The organism is Microbispora siamensis, from assembly GCF_016863095.1.
Taxonomy (GTDB): Bacteria; Actinomycetota; Actinomycetes; order Streptosporangiales; family Streptosporangiaceae; genus Microbispora; species Microbispora siamensis.
This window is the reverse complement of sequence record NZ_BOOF01000048.1, coordinates 34808-50764: the sequence shown is the minus strand read 5'-3', so window position 1 is coordinate 50764 and position 15957 is coordinate 34808. Positions and strand designations below refer to the sequence as shown.

Below are 15957 nucleotides of genomic sequence, written 5' to 3'. Positions count from 1 at the left end.
GCGCGGCGTTCGCCGAGATGAGAGCGGGTGATCTCGCCGGCTCGGCCGCGCGTACGGCGGGCCGGGTGATCGAGCCCTGTACGCGCCCTCCCTGCCGGTGGATCGTGCGTGGTGACGGAGGTCTCACGCGGTGAGGAGGCACGGCATGGCGGTTCGTCTGGGCACCCGTCTCATGGCGGTGGTCGCGGCGGTGATCCTCCTGCCGGTCACGGCGGTCCTCACCGGCTCCCCAGCCGCCGCGGACGCCCGCGTCGACAACCCCTACGTGGCCGCCGGACGCTACGTCGATCCCTGGTGGTCGGCGTCGGCCGCGGCCGAGCCCGGCGGTGCGGCGGTGGCCAATCAGCCGACCGGCGTCTGGCTCGACCGCGTCTCCCTCATCGAGGGCACCGCCTCCTCCCCGGGGCTGCGCGCGCATCTGAACGAGGCGGTCCTGCAGGACGCCTTCGACCCGGCCCCGCTCACGATCCAGATCGTGCTGAACGACCTGCCCGACCGGAACTGCACCCACCCGGTCTCCAACGGGGACTTCAGCGTGACGTCCGACGGCCTGAACCGATACCGGACCGAGTACGTCGACCCGATCGCCGAGATCCTGGCCGACCCGGCCTACCAGCGGTTGCGCATCGTGGCGATCGTCGAACCCGACTTCCTGCCCGGGCTGCTCCTGCCCGCCGCCACCACCCGCTGCGCCGCCGTGCAGGCGAGCGGCGCCTACCCCGCGGCGGTGCGGTACGCGCTGACCCGGCTGCACGCCATCCCCAACGTGTACGTCTACCTCGACGCCTCCCATCACGGCGTCGTCGGCCATCCGGACAACTTCGGCCGGGCCGCCGGCCTGCTCGCCAGCATCGCGGGCGCGGCCGGAGGAGGACCGTCGCTCGTTCACGGCTTCACGGTGAACGTCGCGAACTACGGCGCCCTGGTCGAGCCGTACTTCACCGCCCTCATGGGGAAGAACTCGCGGTGGGTCGGCGGGAACGACTACGTGGACGAGCTCTCGTTCGCCCAGGCGTTCCGGAAGCGGCTCATCATGGCCGGGTTCGCCTCCGACATCGGCATGGTGATCGACACCTCCCGCAACGGCTGGGGTGGCCCGTATCGCCCGACGCGTACCAGCACCTCCGGCGACCTGAACCGGTTCGTCGACGAGTCCCGTACGGACCGTCGCCACAGCGTCGGCAACTGGTGCAACCAGGCCGGCGCCGGGCTCGGCGCGCGGCCTGCCGCCATCCCCGCCGCCGGCATCGACGCGTACGCGTGGATCAAGCCGCCGGGCGTCTCCGACGGCTCGAGCGTGAACGTCACGAGTCCCGACGGCATCCGGCCCGACCCGATGTGCGATCCCACGTACTACGCCCAGGCGGCCGGTGGCTACGTGCCCAGCGGGGCACTGCCGTACGCCCCGCCTGCGGGGCAGTGGTTCGGCGCGCAGTTCCAGCAGCTTCTCGCCAACGCCTACCCGCCGCTGTGAGGCCGCGGCTGAGCGGCCGGGCCTTCGTCGAGGAGCCGGACGAGTCGTTTCGGCGCGATCAGCCGGTAGCTGTCCTCGACCAGCCCGGCGATCTCGTCCCAGTCCTGATCGGCGTCCAGGCGTGCGCCCACCCAGCCGTTGCGGCCGACGTATGGCGGGACGAAGAAGCGCTCGGGGTCCGAGGCCACGAGGGCGTCCTGCACCCCCGGCCCGGCCTTGAACGTCAGCGACCGCCCGTCCTCACTGGTCATCGCGAACAACCTGTCGCCGACCCGGTAGGAGGGCGCGGTGTGGCCCCCGAACGGCTTCTCCACGGCCTCCGGCAGGCTCAGGCAGATCTCCCGGAGCCGGACCGCCACATCCTCATCGCTCACGCGGCTCGCCCCTTCGCGCGTTCGTCATGACCGACCAGGGTAGGGGCCTCCCCCCGGGCGCACCACCCGGCCCGAAGCGGTGAGGGCGGCCAGCAGCGCCACGGCCGCCAGGACGGCAGGCGCGGCGCGGGCGCCCGCCTCGTGGGCTCCCGCGAGGTGCAGGGCCAGGGTCACCGCGGCGATGCCGAGCGCCGTGCCGATGCCACGTGCCATGTTCACCATGCCGCCGGCCGTGGCGGACACCCGTTCGGGGACGGCGGCCATGACGACGGTGTTGTTGGCGGGCACGAACAGGCCGAGCCCCGCGCCCGTCACCGCCAGGCAGGCCCCGGCCCAGCCCTCGGCGACGGGATCCGCGGCAAGCAGCGCGCAGCCCGCGGCCGCCACCACGGCGCCCGCGACGCACCTGCGCCGGTCGCCCCAGGTGCGGGGCAGCAGGTGGTCGCCCATGAGGGCGCTCGCCGCGAAGCCCCCGGGCAGCGCCGTAAGGACCAGGCCGGCGACCAGTTCTCCGGTCCCGCCGGCCACGAGGACCTGCGGGATCAGGACCAGCGGGCCGAACAGCACCAGGTAGCCGCCCAGCGCTCCGGCGAGCCCTGCCGTCACGACGCGGCTGCGGAGCAGGGCGGTGTCGATGAGCGCGGACGGCACCCGCGCCTCCCACCGCCAGAAGCCGATCGCGGTTCCGGCGGCGACGGCGAGCAGGACGGGGACCGACCAGGACGGCAGGTCCAGGCCCGAGATCACGGAGGCGGCGAGCAGCAGGGCGCTGGTGGAGGCCGCGAGCAGGACCAGTCCCGGCCAGTCGAAGCGGCCGCCTCTCCCCCGTTGCCGCGTGCGCGGCAGCAGGTAACGCCCGGCGATCACGGCCGCGCAGCCGACCGGCACGTTGATCCAGAACACCCACCGCCATCCCGCCGTGGCGACCAGCACTCCGCCGAGGGCCGGCCCCAGGGCGAGGCCGAGCGCCTGGGCCGCCGCCTGCATGCTCAGGCCGCTACGCATCCGCGCCCGGGGGACGCTCGACACGACCAGGGCCACGCTGTTGGCCTGGAGCATCGCCGCGCCCGCCGCCTGCACCAGCCGGCAGGCCACCAGCACCGCCAGGGACGGCGCCAGCCCGCAGGCGGCCGAGGCGGCGGTGAACACGACGAAGCCGTAGAGGTAGACCAGCTTGCGGCCCGCCACGTCGGCGAGCCTTCCGGCCCCGGCCAGCAACGCGACCAGCACCAGCAGGTAGCCCAGGGACACCCACTGCACGGCCGCCAGCGAGGCGCCGAACTCCCGTTCCAGTGCCGGGAAGGCCAGGGTGACGATGCTCGCGTCCAGCTGTCCCATGAACGCGCCGATGCACACCGCACCCACGGCGAACCAGGGGGCGTACGGGTGCTCGCGCACGCGGTGGGGGCGGCGCGACTCCCTCAGCAGATCACGCATCCTCCGACCCCCGCCCTCAGCCTATCCCCGCAGGTCGGAACGCCCCTTGCACCCGCCGGCGCTCAGCCGGGGGTGCCCCGCTCGAACGGCAGGCGGTGCTGGACGGCCAGCAGCCACGCGATCGACGGCAGCACCAGCAGCGCGCCCGCTCCGGCGACGGCGAGCACCGCCGTGATCACCGCCGGTTCCGCGGCCACCTGCCGGTAGGACACGGCAGGCGGCAGCATGAGCGGATACTGCGCCACCGGCCAGCCCCACATCACGGCGGCCACGGCCAGGGCGGCGGTGCCGCGTACGAGCAGGTAGCGCCGCAGCCACAGCAGCGCGATGGAGGCGACGCCGAGCACGGCGCTCGCCAGGACGAGCGGCAGCGCGCGGTGGGTGAGGCCGGTGAAGAGCCGGGGGGCGTCGGCGCGCAGCACCCCGATGCCGCCGAGGGCGACCACGCCGGTGACGGCGGCCGCGGCCAGCCCCCTGCGCCGGAAGGCCTCGGCCATCCCGGGCAGACGGGACCGCACGGCGTCGTCGCACAGGTAGACCGCGGCCAGGTAGGCGCAGACGGCCACCGCCAGGACGCCGCCCAGCATCGAGGTGGGGTTGACCCACGCGCCCACCAGGCTTCCCCTGGCCAGGCCGGGCGGCACCCGGCCGGACGCGACCGCCCCGGCCACCGTGCCGAGGAAGAACGGCGTGAGCACCGACGACAGCGCGAAGGCGCCGCCGAACAGGCGCTGCTGCCACAGCTCGGTGCTGCTCTTGCGGAACGCGAACGCGGCCCCCCTGCCGATGATCCCGAACGCGGCCAGCGTGAGCGGGATGTAGAGGGTGGACATCACCGCCGCGAAGACCGGCGGGAAGCCGGTCCACAGCACCACGAGCACGAAGATCAGCCAGACGTGGTTGGCCTCCCAGACCGGGCCGAGCGAGTGCTCGATGAGCCGCCGCTGGGGCATGCCCGCCCGGCTGCTCCCGGCCAGCAGGTCCCACAGGCCGCCGCCGAAGTCGGCCCCGCCGAGCAGCGCGTACAGGGTCAGGCCGGTCCACATGACCCCGAGCAGGACCTGCGCCGCCTCCATCAGGGCGTCTCCCGTTCCTGTGGCGCGACCGGCCGGGCGCGGACCAGGAGCCGCAGCACGTACACGGTCGACACCGTGAGGACCGTGTAGACGGCGACCAGTAGCAGGAGTCCCGCCCACAGGTTGGGCGCGGGGTTGACCGCGTCGGCGGTGCGTAGTTTGCCGTACACGACCCACGGCTGCCGGCCGAGCTCGGTCACCACCCAGCCCGCCTCGACGGCGACGACGGCGAGCACACCGGAGGCGGCCGCCGGCCACAGGAACAGGCGGGAGCGCGGGATCTCGCGCCGCCGCCACCAGGTGAAGGCGAGCCAGGCCGCCAGCAGCAGGAGCAGGACGCCGATGCCGACCATCGTGTCGAAGCACAGGTGGACCGGCGTGACGGGCGGCCGGTCGGCGGGCGGCGTGCGATCCAGCCCCTGGACGACGGTGTCCGGGCTGTAGCCGACCAGCAGCGAGAGTCCGTCGGGGATCTCCAGGGCGTCGCGCAGACGGTCGCCCACGAAGATCCCGCCGAGGCTCAACGGCGCGTTCGGCCCGGTCCTGGGCAGTCCCTCCATCGCGGCGAGCTTGGTGGGCTGGTAGACGGCGAGGAAACGCGCGGCGTAGTCGCCCACCACGATCTGGACGGGCGCCAGCGCCCCCGCGACGGTGAAGGGCACCAGGAAGCCGAGGCGGTGGTAGCGGTCCCACCGCCCGCGCAGCAGGGCCACGGCGTAGACGGAGGCGGTGGCGAAGCCCGACACCATGAACGCCGCGACGATCATGTGGATGGTCTGCGGCGGAGTCGCGGGGTTGAACATGGCCGCCCAGGGCGACACGTGCGTGACGCGGCCGCCCTCCAGGAGGAAGCCCCGCGGCTGGTTCATCCACGCGTTGGCCGAGACGACGAAGAACGCCGAGGCCACCCCGGCGACCATCACCGGCACCCCGGTCAGCAGGTGGGCTCTGCGCGAAAGCCGGTCCCACGCGTAGAGGTAGATTCCGATGAAGATCGCCTCGAGGAAGAACGCGATGCCCTCCAGCGCGAACGGAAGCCCGATCACCTGGCCGTACGCGCCCATCAGGCCCGGCCACAGCAGGCCCATCTCGAAGCTGAGGATCGTGCCCGACACGGCCCCGACGGCGAACAGCACGGCCACCGCCTTCGCCCAGCGCCGGGCGAGGCGCAGGTAGTCGTCGTCGCCCCGGCGCAGCCCCCGCCACTCCATGAACAGCAGCAGGGCGGGCATGCCCACCCCCAGGCACGCGACGATGATGTGCCACCCGAGTGACAGGGCCATCTGGGTCCGCGCCGCGGTCAGGTCGGCCCCGCCCGCCGGGCCGGCCGCGGCGATCAGCGGCGCCGCGAGCGCCGGTCGCATCGTCCGCTCCCCGCCGGGAAGCCCCGGCCGGGGCTCAGGTCAGTGGTCATCCCAGTGGCCGTCGTGGCGGACGTGGCGGTGCCCGTCGTGGATGTAGTCGACGTGGTCGCCGTGCGGCACGGCCACGTGCCCGCACCCCGGTCCGTGCTCGTGCTCGTGCACGTCGTGGACGGCGTGCCCGCTCGCTTCGCACTCGTCGACATGGTTCTCGTGAACCCGGTGCAGGTGGCCGTCGTGGACGTAGTCCACATGGTCTTGGTGCGGCACGGCGACATGGCCGCACCCGGCGCCGTGGTGGTGATCGTGTTCCGTGTGCGGATGGTGCTCAGTCATGGTGGTCATGGGGGGATTCCCCTCTTCGAGAACCGCGGACTGGTGCGTAGGTACCCCCGCGCGTACGCCGGAGGCAGCGCCGCGACCGGCTTTTGCGCAAGCCGATGAGAGGTTCTACCGCCATTTGAGGCGCGGGCCATGTTCGGGGCCGAAGGTCCCTCGATGGCGGGACGCCGGCCACGACCTGCGGCGCGTCACGGGGGTCACGTACCGCTCGTGGTGCATCATGCCGCGGTGAGACGAGTATCACCTGAGAGAGCAAGAGATTTGGGTGATTCGTTCTCTTGAATTAGTCGCCTTTGTAGCGGTAGATTTAGCGCCATGATCGCGCCCAGGAACCCGACCCCCGCCGAGGAACTGCGGGGGGCCGGCCTGCGGGTGACGGCCGCCCGCGTCGCACTGCTCGAGACCGTCCGCAGCGGTGACCACCTCGACGTCGAGGCGATCGCCTCCGGGGTGCGCGATCGCGTGGGCCACGTCTCCCTGCAGGCCGTTTACGAGGCTCTCCACGCGCTCACCGCGGCGGGACTCGTACGCCGCATCGAACCGGCCGGCAGCCCGGCCCGGTTCGAGGGCCGCGTCGGCGACAACCACCATCACGTCGTGTGCCGATCGTGTGGTGTCGTCGCCGACGTCGACTGCGCGGTCGGCGAGACGCCGTGTCTGACCGCGTCTGACACGCACGGCTTCACGATCGACGAGGCCGACGTCATCTACTGGGGCCTGTGCCCCGGTTGTTCCACCGCCCGCGCTTCCTGAGCCCCATGATCCAGCTAGTTCAGAAGGATTCCCTTGACTGAGAACCACGACGCAATCGTTGTCGACCCGAAGACGGAGGGCGAAGGCGGCTGCCCGGTCGCGCACAAGCGGGCTCCGCATCCGACCCAGGGCAGCGCCAACCACCAGTGGTGGCCGGAGCGCCTCAACCTGAAGATCCTCGCCAAGAACCCCGCCGTGGCCAACCCGCTCGGTGAGGACTTCGACTACGCCGAGGCGTTCAAGTCCCTCGATCTCGCGGCGGTCAAGCGGGACATCGCGGAGGTGCTGACGACCTCGCAGGACTGGTGGCCGGCCGACTTCGGCCACTACGGGCCGCTCATGATCCGGATGGCGTGGCACAGCGCGGGCACCTACCGGATCAGCGACGGCCGCGGCGGTGCCGGCTCGGGCCAGCAGCGCTTCGCCCCGCTCAACAGCTGGCCGGACAACGGGAACCTCGACAAGGCCCGCCGGCTGCTGTGGCCGGTCAAGAAGAAGTACGGCAAGAAGATCTCGTGGGCCGACCTCCTGATCCTCGCCGGCAACGTCGCCCTCGAGTCGATGGGCTTCAAGACCTTCGGCTACGCCGGCGGCCGGGTGGACGCCTGGGAGCCCGACGACGACGTCTACTGGGGTCCCGAGACCACCTGGCTCGGCGACGAGCGCTACAGCGGCGACCGTGAGCTGGAGAACCCGCTCGCCGCGGTCCAGATGGGTCTCATCTACGTCAACCCGGAGGGCCCGAACGGCAACCCGGACCCGGTCGCCGCGGCCCGCGACATCCGTGAGACGTTCCGCCGCATGGCGATGAACGACGAGGAGACGGTCGCCCTGATCGCGGGTGGTCACACCTTCGGCAAGACCCACGGCGCGGGCCCCGCCGACAACGTCGGCCCCGACCCCGAGGCCGCCCCGATCGAGCAGCAGGGCCTGGGCTGGAAGAACAGCTACGGCACCGGCAAGGGCGGTGACACGATCACCAGTGGCCTCGAGGTCACCTGGACCCCCACCCCGACCACGTGGGACAACACGTTCTTCGAGACGCTGTTCGCCTACGAGTGGGAGCTGACCAAGAGCCCGGCCGGCGCGTGGCAGTGGAAGCCGAAGGACGGCGCCGGCGAGGGCACCGTTCCCGACGCCCACGACCCGTCGAAGCGCCACGCCCCGCAGATGCTCACGACCGACCTCTCGCTCCGGTTCGACCCGATCTACGAGCAGATCTCGCGGCGCTTCCTGGAGAACCCCGACGAGTTCGCGGACGCCTTCGCCCGTGCGTGGTTCAAGCTGACCCACCGCGACATGGGCCCCGTCGCGCGCTACCTCGGCCCGGAGGTCCCGTCCGAGGTGCTCCTGTGGCAGGACCCGCTCCCGGAGCGGACGTACGAGCTCGTCGACGCCGGGGACGTCGCCGCCCTCAAGGAGCAGATCCTCGCCTCGGGCCTGTCGGTCTCCCAGCTCGTGTCCACCGCGTGGGCGTCGGCCGCCTCCTTCCGCGGCAGCGACAAGCGCGGCGGCGCCAACGGCGCGCGCATCCGTCTGCAGCCGCAGATCGGGTGGGAGGTCAACGACCCCGACCAGCTCGCGACCGTGCTGCGCACCCTGGAGGGCGTCCAGCAGTCGTTCAACGCCGCGCAGACCGGCGGCAAGCAGGTCTCCCTCGCCGACGTGATCGTGCTCGCCGGGTGCGCCGCCGTCGAGAAGGCCGCCAAGGACGCCGGCTTCGACGTGGAGGTCCCCTTCACGCCGGGTCGCGTGGACGCGTCGCAGGAGCAGACGGACGTCGAGTCGTTCGCCGCGCTCGAGCCGACCGCCGACGGGTTCCGCAACTACTACGGGAAGGGCAACCGCCTGCCGGCCGAGTACCTGCTGGTCGACCGGGCGAACCTGCTGAACCTCAGCGCCCCGGAGATGACCGTCCTCGTCGGCGGCCTGCGCGTCCTGGGCGCCAACCACCAGCAGTCGAAGCTCGGCGTCTTCACCGAGACCCCGGGTGTCCTGACCAACGACTTCTTCGTCAACCTGCTCGACCTGGGCACGGAGTGGAAGTCGACGTCGGAGGACCAGACCGCGTTCGAGGGCCGCGACGCCGCCACGGGCGAGGTCAAGTGGACCGGCAGCCGGGCCGACCTCGTCTTCGGGGCGAACTCCGAGCTGCGCGCGGTCGCGGAGGTCTACGCGAGCGACGACGCCAAGGAGAAGTTCGTGAAGGACTTCGTCAAGGCGTGGGACAAGGTCATGAACCTCGACCGGTTCGACCTGGTCTGAGCCTGACTTGACGTCCGGGCTGGCCCACACGGGCCGGCCCGGACGTTCGTCTGTTCAGGCGGCCGATTCAGGCGGGCAGGGAGGCGAGCCAGCCGGTGAGGATCTCGTTGACCTCGTCCGGGCGTTCCTGCTGGATCCAGTGGCCGCAGCCGTCGAGTACGCGCGAGGAGACCAGGCCGGGCAGGGTGACCGGGTAGGCCGCGATGGCGTCGGCCATCCAGGTGGTGGAGGCGTCCAGCGCGCCGCCGGCGAACAGCGACGGCTGCGTGATGGGAGCGCCGTCGAACCCGGCGAGGTCCTCCCAGTCCCGGTCCATGTTCCGGTAGCGGTTCAGCGCCCCGGTCAGGCCGGTCCGTTCGAACTCGGCCGCGTAGACGTCGAGATCCTCCGTACTGAGCCAGGCGGGCAGCCGTCCGGCGGGGAAGCGGTCGCGCAGCCTCCCGCCCCGGGACACGAAGTGCGGGTCCGGCGCGCCGGCGGGCGGCATGGTGTCGGCGGACAGGGCGGCGTAGAAGCCGGCGAGCCAGCCGCGGACGTCGGGCTCGACCTCTGCCTCGGCCCGGCCGGGCTCCTGGAAGTAGCTCACGTAGAACTCCTCCTCTCCGCCCATCCGCGCGAACACCTCACTGGGCCGCGGCCCGCCGCGCGGGGCGTACGGCACGCTCAGCAACCCGACCGCGCGGAAGACCTCGGGCCTCACGAGGGCGGAATTCGCGGCGATGGTGGCGCCCCAGTCGTGGCCCACGATCACCGCGGTCCGCTCGCCCAGGGCGCGTACGACGGCGACGTTGTCCTCGACCAGCTCCAGCATCCGGTACGCGGCCACGTCGCCGGGCTTGGAGGAGCGGCCATAGCCCCGGACGTCCACGGCGACGGCCCGGTAGCCCGCCGCGGCGAGCACCGGCAACTGGTGGCGCCAGGAGTACCAGCACTCGGGAAACCCGTGCACCAGCAGCACCAGCGGCCCGGAGCCCTGCTCCACCACGTGGATGCGCCCGGCAGGGGACGAGACCAGACGATGTGTGACCGCCGCGGCGGAAGCGGACTGCGCCATCGATCCTCCAAAACTCCTGGTGGTTCCTGCGTGGATCCTCCATCGGGCCGTGACGCCGCCGCGAATCCCGTTGCCGGTTCGGCAAACCACTGCTGTACGGCCTGAACGTCATCCGGGCGCCTTGCGGCTGAGGTGCTCCCAGTCGCGATACTTCGCCACCCGGTCCTGAAGGGCCTGCTGGACGATGTCGTAGGACGCGGCGCCGACGATGAGACGCCGCGGCGGCTCCGGCAGGTCCACCAGCCCCATGATCACGGGGGCGGCGGTGTCCGGGGCGGGACCGGCGTCGTCGCCCCACATCTCGATCAGCTTGTCGCGCAGCTCCTGGTAGTGCGGGTCGGGCGTCGTCATCGTGGTGCCCGTGGTGAACAGGCCGGTGTCGTAGCCGCCCATCTGGACGATCGTGAGCTTGACGCCGAACTGCTCGGTCTCCATCGCCACGGCCTCGCTCACCGAATCGAGCGCCGACTTGCCGGCCGCGTACAGGCCGACCATCGGGAAACCCCCGCCGGTGCCCATCGTGGTGACCTGCAGGATGCGCCCGCCGCCCTGGGCACGCAGGTACGGCAGCACGGCCTGGGTGACCCAGATCGCGCCGAACAAGTTGACGTCGAAGTGGGCTCTGATCTGCTCCTCCGTCGCCTCCTCCAGCATGCCCAGGAGCATGGCGCCGGCGTTGTTGACCACGATGTCGAGCCTGCCGAAGGCCGCGACCGCCCGCTCCGCGGCCGCGAACACGGCCGCGCGGTCGGTGACGTCGAGCGGCAGCCGTGCCAGGTCGTCGGGATATCGCCGGGCGAGGTCGGCGAGCGGTTCGACGTCGCGCGCCGCCCCGACCACCCGATCGCCCGCCCGTAGCGCCGCCTCTGCGAACGCCCGGCCCAGTCCTCGTGACGCGCCCGTGATGAACCACACCCGGGTCATGGGCTCCACCCCCTCTTGCTCGGGTCCGTTGCGACGAGGCAAGACGGTACGTCTCGCCTCGCGGCAGTGTCAAGACGGAACGTCTCGTCTCATTAGCGTGGTACGATCCGGGGCATGGTCAAGCAGCCCGATCCCGCCCGCCGCAGTGAGCGCTCCCGGCAGGCCATCCTCACCGCGACCCGCGAGCTGGTCTCCGAGGTCGGGTACGCCAAGCTGTCCATCGAGGCCATCGCGGCCCGGGCGGGCGTGGGCAAACAGACCATCTACCGCTGGTGGCCCTCCAAGGGCGCGGTGGTCTTGGACGCCTTCCTGGCGCTCAGCGAGGACGGGCCGGAGCGGAGCATGGCGCTGCCCGACACCGGCGACCTGGAGGCCGACCTCAAGACGGTGATGCGGGCGACGGTGGCCGAGTTCGCCGACCCCGCGTTCGAGGGCCCGGTCCGCGCGCTCAACACCGAGATCATCAACGACCCCGCCCTGGCCGCCCAGTACCGCGCCAAGCTGGCCGGCCCGGTGGACGAGGCCAAGAAGGCCCGGCTGCGCAGCGCGCAGCGAGCCGGGCAGCTCGCCGCCGACGCCGACCTCGACCTGGCTCTCGAGCTGCTGTACGCACCCCTCTACCAGCGCTGGCTGCTCCGCTCCGGCCCACTCACCCCCGAGTACGCCGACGCCCTCGTCGAGCACTTTCTCAAGGCCATGCGGCCACGGATCAGCGCACCGCCGTCCGGGTCTCAGACCGCCACAGGGTAGGTCTCGGGGACCTCTCCGCGCTCCCAGCGGGCCGTACGCTCCAGGGGCTCGAGCGCGCCGGTCTCGTCGATGTGGATCACCGCGTCGAACTGGTCGGACAGGCGGGTCTGGAAGTAGTGACTCTGCCGTTCGGTGCCGGGACGGTAGACGACGCCGATGGCCCGTTCGAGCAGCGCCCTGCGCAGGACGTCCGCCGCGTCGGCCGAATGCGCGAAGTCGACCAGGAACTCCTTGTGCCCGACCTCGTGGAACAGCTCCTCGACCGAGTCGGGCAGCGCCGGGCGCACGTTCTTCCGCTCGGCCGGGCGGCCCCAGTCGTCGGCCGCCGTGACGGTGCCGGTGTAGGTGGTGAAGCCGATGAGCCGGCAGTCCTCCGGGGTGTGCTCGCGCACCAGCCGGCCGAGGTTGAGCTCGCCGCGCGCGCCCATCTCCGTCGCCCGTGCGTCGCCCAGGTGGGAGTTGTGCGCCCACACCACGATCCTGGCCGGCTCGCCGCACTGCCACCCGAGGTGCTCGGCCAGCGCGAACAGGGTGTCGGCCATGTGCCGGTCGCGCAGGTTCCACGACGACACCCGGCCGCCGAACATCGTGCGGTAGTACCGCTCCGCGGCCGCCACCACCGCGGCGTTCCGCTCGGCGTGGAAGAAATCGTCCTCGCCGAGCAGTCCCTGTGCCCGCTGGTAGCGCAGCGCGTTGCGCTGGAGGTCCACGAGCTGGTCGATCACCCGCCGCTCGCACGACTCCCCTGCCCCGAAGGCGGCGGCGAAGCCGTACGCCTGCCCGTCGTCGCCGTCGCTGTGGTCGAAGCAGGAGTAGCGGCCGCGGGCCCGTTCCGCCGCACCCGGGTCCACCTTCTCCAGATAGGCGACGACCTCGCCGGCGGACCGGTGCAGGCTGTAGAGGTCGAGCCCGTAGAACCCGGCCCGCGCCCGCTCGCCGAGCCGCTCGTTGTGCTCGCGCAGCCACCCGGCGAACTCCAGCACGTCCGCGTTGCGCCACATCCAGGCGGGGAAGCGCTGGAAGCCGCGCAGCGCCTCCTCGGCGGTCGCGTCGTCGCCGCGCCCCCGGACGTACCGGTTCACCCGGTACGCGTCGGGCCAGTCGGCCTCCACCGCCACGGCAACGAAGCCCTTCTCCTCGATGAGCCGCCGCGTCATGCGGGCACGCGCGGCATAGAACTCGTGGGTGCCGTGCGACGCCTCGCCGATCAGCACGAACCGCGCGTCGCCGACGATGTCGAACAGCACCTCGTCCGGGGGGACGCCGTCCTGTGCGGGCACGAGCTCCGAGCGCAGGATCGCGAGGTCGGTCCGGGCGGGCGAAGCCCCGGCCCGTGCGGAGGCCGCCGTGCGGAGGAGCCTGCGCACCTCCTCGTCGGCGGTCTGGGTGAAGTTCCAGTACGACTCCCCCACAGAGAAGAAGGGCGTGGGCGTGGTCGCGCAGACGGCCTCGTCCACCAGGGCGGACAGCTCCTGGCAGGTGGACTCCGGCGCGGCGGGCACGGCGACCACGATCCGGGCCGGTTTCCGCTGCCGGACCGCGCGGACGGCGGCGCGCATGCTCGCCCCGGTCGCCAGCCCGTCGTCGACCATGATCACGGTCTTGCCGCTCAGATCCGCGGCGGGCGTGCCGCCCCGGTAGGCCCGCTCCCGCCTCGCCAGCTCGCGGGCCTCCCGCTCGGCGACCTGCCGGATGGTGTCGGACTGGAGGCCGAGCCCGCGTACGACGTCCTCGTCGAGCACGATCACCCCGCCGCCGGCGATCGCCCCCATGGCGAGCTCCTCGCGGCCGGGTGTGCGGAGCTTGCGGACCAGGAGCACGTCGAGCGGGTGGCCCAGGGCGGTCGCCACCTCGTACGCCACCGGCACGCCGCCGCGCGACAGGCCGAGGACGACGACGCCGGGAAGCCCGCGGTAGTGGCCGAGGAGTCCCGCGAGCACCCGGCCCGCGTCCCGGCGATCCGAAAACAGGCGATCAGTCATGAGCCTCGCCTCCCGGTCGCGCAGCCGCATACCCCTCTTCCGGCAGCGCAAACACCGCCTACCCGACGTGCACCCCTATCCGACATGCACTCTGGGTCGGCGCTCGGGATCGTGCTCGGCCTCCCTGAGCACCTCGCGGGTGAACGCCGGGACGTCCCCGACGCCGAACACCAGGTAACGCAGCATGGCGGCGACGGGGTTCTCCTCCGTCCAGTGGAAGTAGATGTGCGGCAGCCTGCCGAAGCGGTCGCGGACGAAGAGCAGCAGGGCGGCCAGCGCGTTGGGAATCGTGGAGCTCTCCAGCCTCAGGACGCGATAGCCGTACCGCTCCTCGCCCCTGACGTGCAGCTCGGTCTCGAACTCCGAGGCGTCCGGGACCGTGGCCTCCACGAACAGCACCGGCGTGGCCGGGTCCAGCCGGTGGTTGCGCCACTGCTCGCGCACCTTCCCCTCGTATTCGGCCCGGTCGCGCCGCTGCGGATCGTTGGCGACCAGGTGGATCTCGTCGCCCGGCGCCTCGCGGAGGAACCGCTCCGCGAGGGGGTCGAGGACCACCCGGGTGACCCGCAGCTCGGTGGACCTGGTCGCGCGCGAGATCAGCGAGGTGATCACGATCGCGGCGATGAAGCACGACGCGATCTTGACCCCGTCGGGCCGCTCGAACACGTTGGCCACCAGCGTGTACGCCAGGACGAGGGTGACGACCGCGAACGCCGCCGTCGCCGCGCGCCGGCCACGCCGGTGGACCGAGAGCGTGACGGCGACGGCCGCCGAGAGGATCAGCACGAGGACTCCCGTGGCGTACGCCCCGCCCTGTGCCGTCACGCTCGCCCCGAAGACGACGGTGATGGCGAACGCGACGGCGGTGAAGACCAGCACCAGCGGTCGGACGGCCCGCGTCCAGTCGGGGGCCATGCCGTATCGGGGGAGGTAACGGGGGACGAGATTGAGCAGGCCCGCCATGGCGGACGCGCCGGCGAACCACAGGATCGCGATCGTGCTCGCGTCGTAGAGCGTGCCGAACCCGTTCCCCAGGTAGGCGTGGGCCAGGTACGCCAGGGCCCGGCCGTTGGCCCTGCCGCCCTCCCGGAACTCCCGCAGCGGGATCAGCGTGCTCGTGACGAAGCTGCTGGCGATCAGGAAGACGCTCATGACCAGGGCGACGGTCGTGAGCAGCCATCTGGCGCCGCGGATCCTGCCCGGCAACTCACCCTTGATCAGCGGCATCACCGCCACACCCGTCTCGAACCCGGACAGGCCGAGGGCGAGCTTGGGCATGACGAACAGGGACAGGGCGAGCACCGCCGCCGGTCCGCCGTGCGTGGTGAACAGGGCCCGCGTCCAGCCGATCGCCGGGGCCGGGTGCCCGGCGAGGTGGAGCACGGCCGCCACGACCACCACCGCGTTGAGCGCGAGGTAGGCGGCCACGAGGACGACGGCGACACCGATCGCCTCGCTGAATCCCAGCAGGAACACGCCGCCGAGGAGCGCGAGCAGGCCGATCGTCACGCTGATCTGGTGCCCCTGCAGGGCGCGGGGCACGAAGGGGTTCTCGAGGATGTGGGCCGTCGCGTCGGCCGCCGACAGCGTCATCGTGATCACGAAGTCGGTGGCCGCGAACCCGAGCAGGACGAGGACGAACAGCTTGCCCCACCACCGCGGGGCGAGCCTCTCCAGCATCGCGACCGACCCCTGGCCGTACGGGCTCTCGGCCGCCACCCGCCGATAGACGGGCAACGCGCCGAGCAGCGTCAGCAGGACGAGGAACAGGGTGGCGACGGGTGCCAGGAGGCCCGCCGCGAGCACGGCGATCCCGGGCTGATAGCCGAGCGTGGAGAAGTAGTCGAGACCGGTGAGGCACATGACCCGCCACCACGGATGCCGCCGGTGGGGTTCCTCCATCACGTGGGGTCCGGCGAGCAGCACGTCCTCGTGCCGCAGCCCCTCCAGGAGCCACGAGCGGAGGCCGTCCCCGGCCGCCGTGCCCACGCGTACCCGCCCTACTCCACGCATTCGCCGCCGACGGGAAGGCCCGTCTGCTCGGCAAGGCGGATGATCCGCTGAGCCTTGACGATGTCCTTCAGCGCGCCCACACCCCACCTCCTCCCCCGCCGGGGTTCGTTCGCGGCCGCCACTGCTCCTGTTCTCCGGCCTCTACCGTTCCT

Annotated in this window: 13 protein-coding genes; 4 read left to right on the top strand and 9 right to left on the bottom strand. The window is 72.1% G+C overall.

Features of this window, described 5'->3' with window-relative positions:
• Positions 1–145 precede the first annotated feature (145 nt).
• Entirely contained in the window at positions 146–1474 is a 1329-nt protein-coding gene (locus Msi02_RS34015; RefSeq protein ID WP_204051960.1) for a glycoside hydrolase family 6 protein, read from the top strand.
• Here the strand turns inward: Msi02_RS34015 and Msi02_RS34010 are convergent.
• The 5 genes from Msi02_RS34010 to Msi02_RS33990 form a co-directional block, all read right to left on the bottom strand.
• Positions 1459–1848, bottom strand: a complete 390-nt coding sequence (locus Msi02_RS34010) for an MmcQ/YjbR family DNA-binding protein (protein WP_204051959.1) — start codon at positions 1846–1848, stop codon at positions 1459–1461. The two genes, Msi02_RS34015 and Msi02_RS34010, sit on opposite strands and share 16 nt — an antisense overlap.
• Positions 1849–1872: 24 nt before the next feature.
• Positions 1873–3285: an MFS transporter gene (locus tag Msi02_RS34005; protein ID WP_204051958.1), complete on the bottom strand. Its 1413-nt coding sequence runs from the start codon at positions 3283–3285 to the stop codon at positions 1873–1875.
• Positions 3286–3347: 62 nt separating this feature from the next.
• Positions 3348–4361, bottom strand: coding sequence for a cytochrome d ubiquinol oxidase subunit II (locus Msi02_RS34000; protein ID WP_079319462.1), 1014 nt, complete (start codon positions 4359–4361; stop codon positions 3348–3350).
• On the bottom strand, positions 4361–5725 hold the full coding sequence (locus tag Msi02_RS33995) for a cytochrome ubiquinol oxidase subunit I (RefSeq protein ID WP_204051957.1): 1365 nt from the start codon (positions 5723–5725) through the stop codon (positions 4361–4363). Before Msi02_RS33995 ends, Msi02_RS34000 begins: the two co-directional genes overlap by 1 nt.
• Positions 5726–5764: 39 nt before the next feature.
• Positions 5765–6067 (bottom strand): hypothetical protein, encoded by a 303-nt coding sequence (locus Msi02_RS33990; RefSeq protein WP_239108979.1) that lies wholly within the window; start codon positions 6065–6067, stop codon positions 5765–5767.
• A 312-nt stretch (positions 6068–6379) separates the two neighbouring features.
• On the opposite strand from Msi02_RS33990, the gene Msi02_RS33985 reads away from it, so the two are divergent.
• On the top strand, positions 6380–6817 hold the full coding sequence (locus Msi02_RS33985; protein WP_204051956.1) for a Fur family transcriptional regulator: 438 nt from the start codon (positions 6380–6382) through the stop codon (positions 6815–6817).
• Positions 6818–6850: 33 nt separating this feature from the next.
• Entirely contained in the window at positions 6851–9082 is a 2232-nt protein-coding gene (gene katG / locus Msi02_RS33980) for a catalase/peroxidase HPI (protein ID WP_204051955.1), read from the top strand.
• 67 nt (positions 9083–9149) lie between these two features.
• Here the strand turns inward: katG and Msi02_RS33975 are convergent, their stop codons facing one another.
• Together Msi02_RS33975 and Msi02_RS33970 are read right to left on the bottom strand one after the other, a co-directional pair.
• Positions 9150–10136, bottom strand: a complete 987-nt coding sequence (locus Msi02_RS33975; RefSeq protein ID WP_204051954.1) for an alpha/beta fold hydrolase — start codon at positions 10134–10136, stop codon at positions 9150–9152.
• Positions 10137–10244: 108 nt separating this feature from the next.
• A complete protein-coding gene (locus Msi02_RS33970; protein WP_204051953.1) occupies positions 10245–11060 on the bottom strand; it encodes an SDR family NAD(P)-dependent oxidoreductase in 816 nt (271 codons plus the stop codon).
• 114 nt (positions 11061–11174) lie between these two features.
• Here Msi02_RS33970 and Msi02_RS33965 point away from each other — a divergent pair, with 114 nt between their 5' ends.
• Entirely contained in the window at positions 11175–11810 is a 636-nt protein-coding gene (locus Msi02_RS33965) for a TetR/AcrR family transcriptional regulator (RefSeq protein WP_204051952.1), read from the top strand.
• Here the strand turns inward: Msi02_RS33965 and Msi02_RS33960 are convergent.
• Entirely contained in the window at positions 11792–13792 is a 2001-nt protein-coding gene (locus Msi02_RS33960) for an erythromycin esterase family protein (protein ID WP_204051951.1), read from the bottom strand. The two genes, Msi02_RS33965 and Msi02_RS33960, sit on opposite strands and share 19 nt — an antisense overlap.
• 75 nt (positions 13793–13867) lie before the next feature.
• Positions 13868–15781, bottom strand: a complete 1914-nt coding sequence (locus Msi02_RS33955) for an APC family permease (protein ID WP_239108977.1) — start codon at positions 15779–15781, stop codon at positions 13868–13870.
• Between the last annotated feature and the right edge of the window lie 176 nt (positions 15782–15957).

What these genes read in the sequence shown, in the direction of transcription:
- Msi02_RS34005 (WP_204051958.1), bottom strand. Translation starts at nt 3,285, where the DNA reads ATGCGTGATCTGCTGAGGGAGTCGCGCCGCCCCCACCGCGTGCGCGAG.
- Msi02_RS33965 (WP_204051952.1), top strand. Translation starts at nt 11,175, where the DNA reads ATGGTCAAGCAGCCCGATCCCGCCCGCCGCAGTGAGCGCTCCCGGCAG.
- Msi02_RS34000 (WP_079319462.1), bottom strand. Translation starts at nt 4,361, where the DNA reads ATGGAGGCGGCGCAGGTCCTGCTCGGGGTCATGTGGACCGGCCTGACC.
- Msi02_RS33990 (WP_239108979.1), bottom strand. Translation starts at nt 6,067, where the DNA reads ATGACCACCATGACTGAGCACCATCCGCACACGGAACACGATCACCAC.
- Msi02_RS34015 (WP_204051960.1), top strand. Translation starts at nt 146, where the DNA reads ATGGCGGTTCGTCTGGGCACCCGTCTCATGGCGGTGGTCGCGGCGGTG.
- Msi02_RS33975 (WP_204051954.1), bottom strand. Translation starts at nt 10,136, where the DNA reads ATGGCGCAGTCCGCTTCCGCCGCGGCGGTCACACATCGTCTGGTCTCG.
- Msi02_RS33995 (WP_204051957.1), bottom strand. Translation starts at nt 5,725, where the DNA reads ATGCGACCGGCGCTCGCGGCGCCGCTGATCGCCGCGGCCGGCCCGGCG.
- Msi02_RS33970 (WP_204051953.1), bottom strand. Translation starts at nt 11,060, where the DNA reads ATGACCCGGGTGTGGTTCATCACGGGCGCGTCACGAGGACTGGGCCGG.
- Msi02_RS33960 (WP_204051951.1), bottom strand. Translation starts at nt 13,792, where the DNA reads ATGACTGATCGCCTGTTTTCGGATCGCCGGGACGCGGGCCGGGTGCTC.
- Msi02_RS33985 (WP_204051956.1), top strand. Translation starts at nt 6,380, where the DNA reads ATGATCGCGCCCAGGAACCCGACCCCCGCCGAGGAACTGCGGGGGGCC.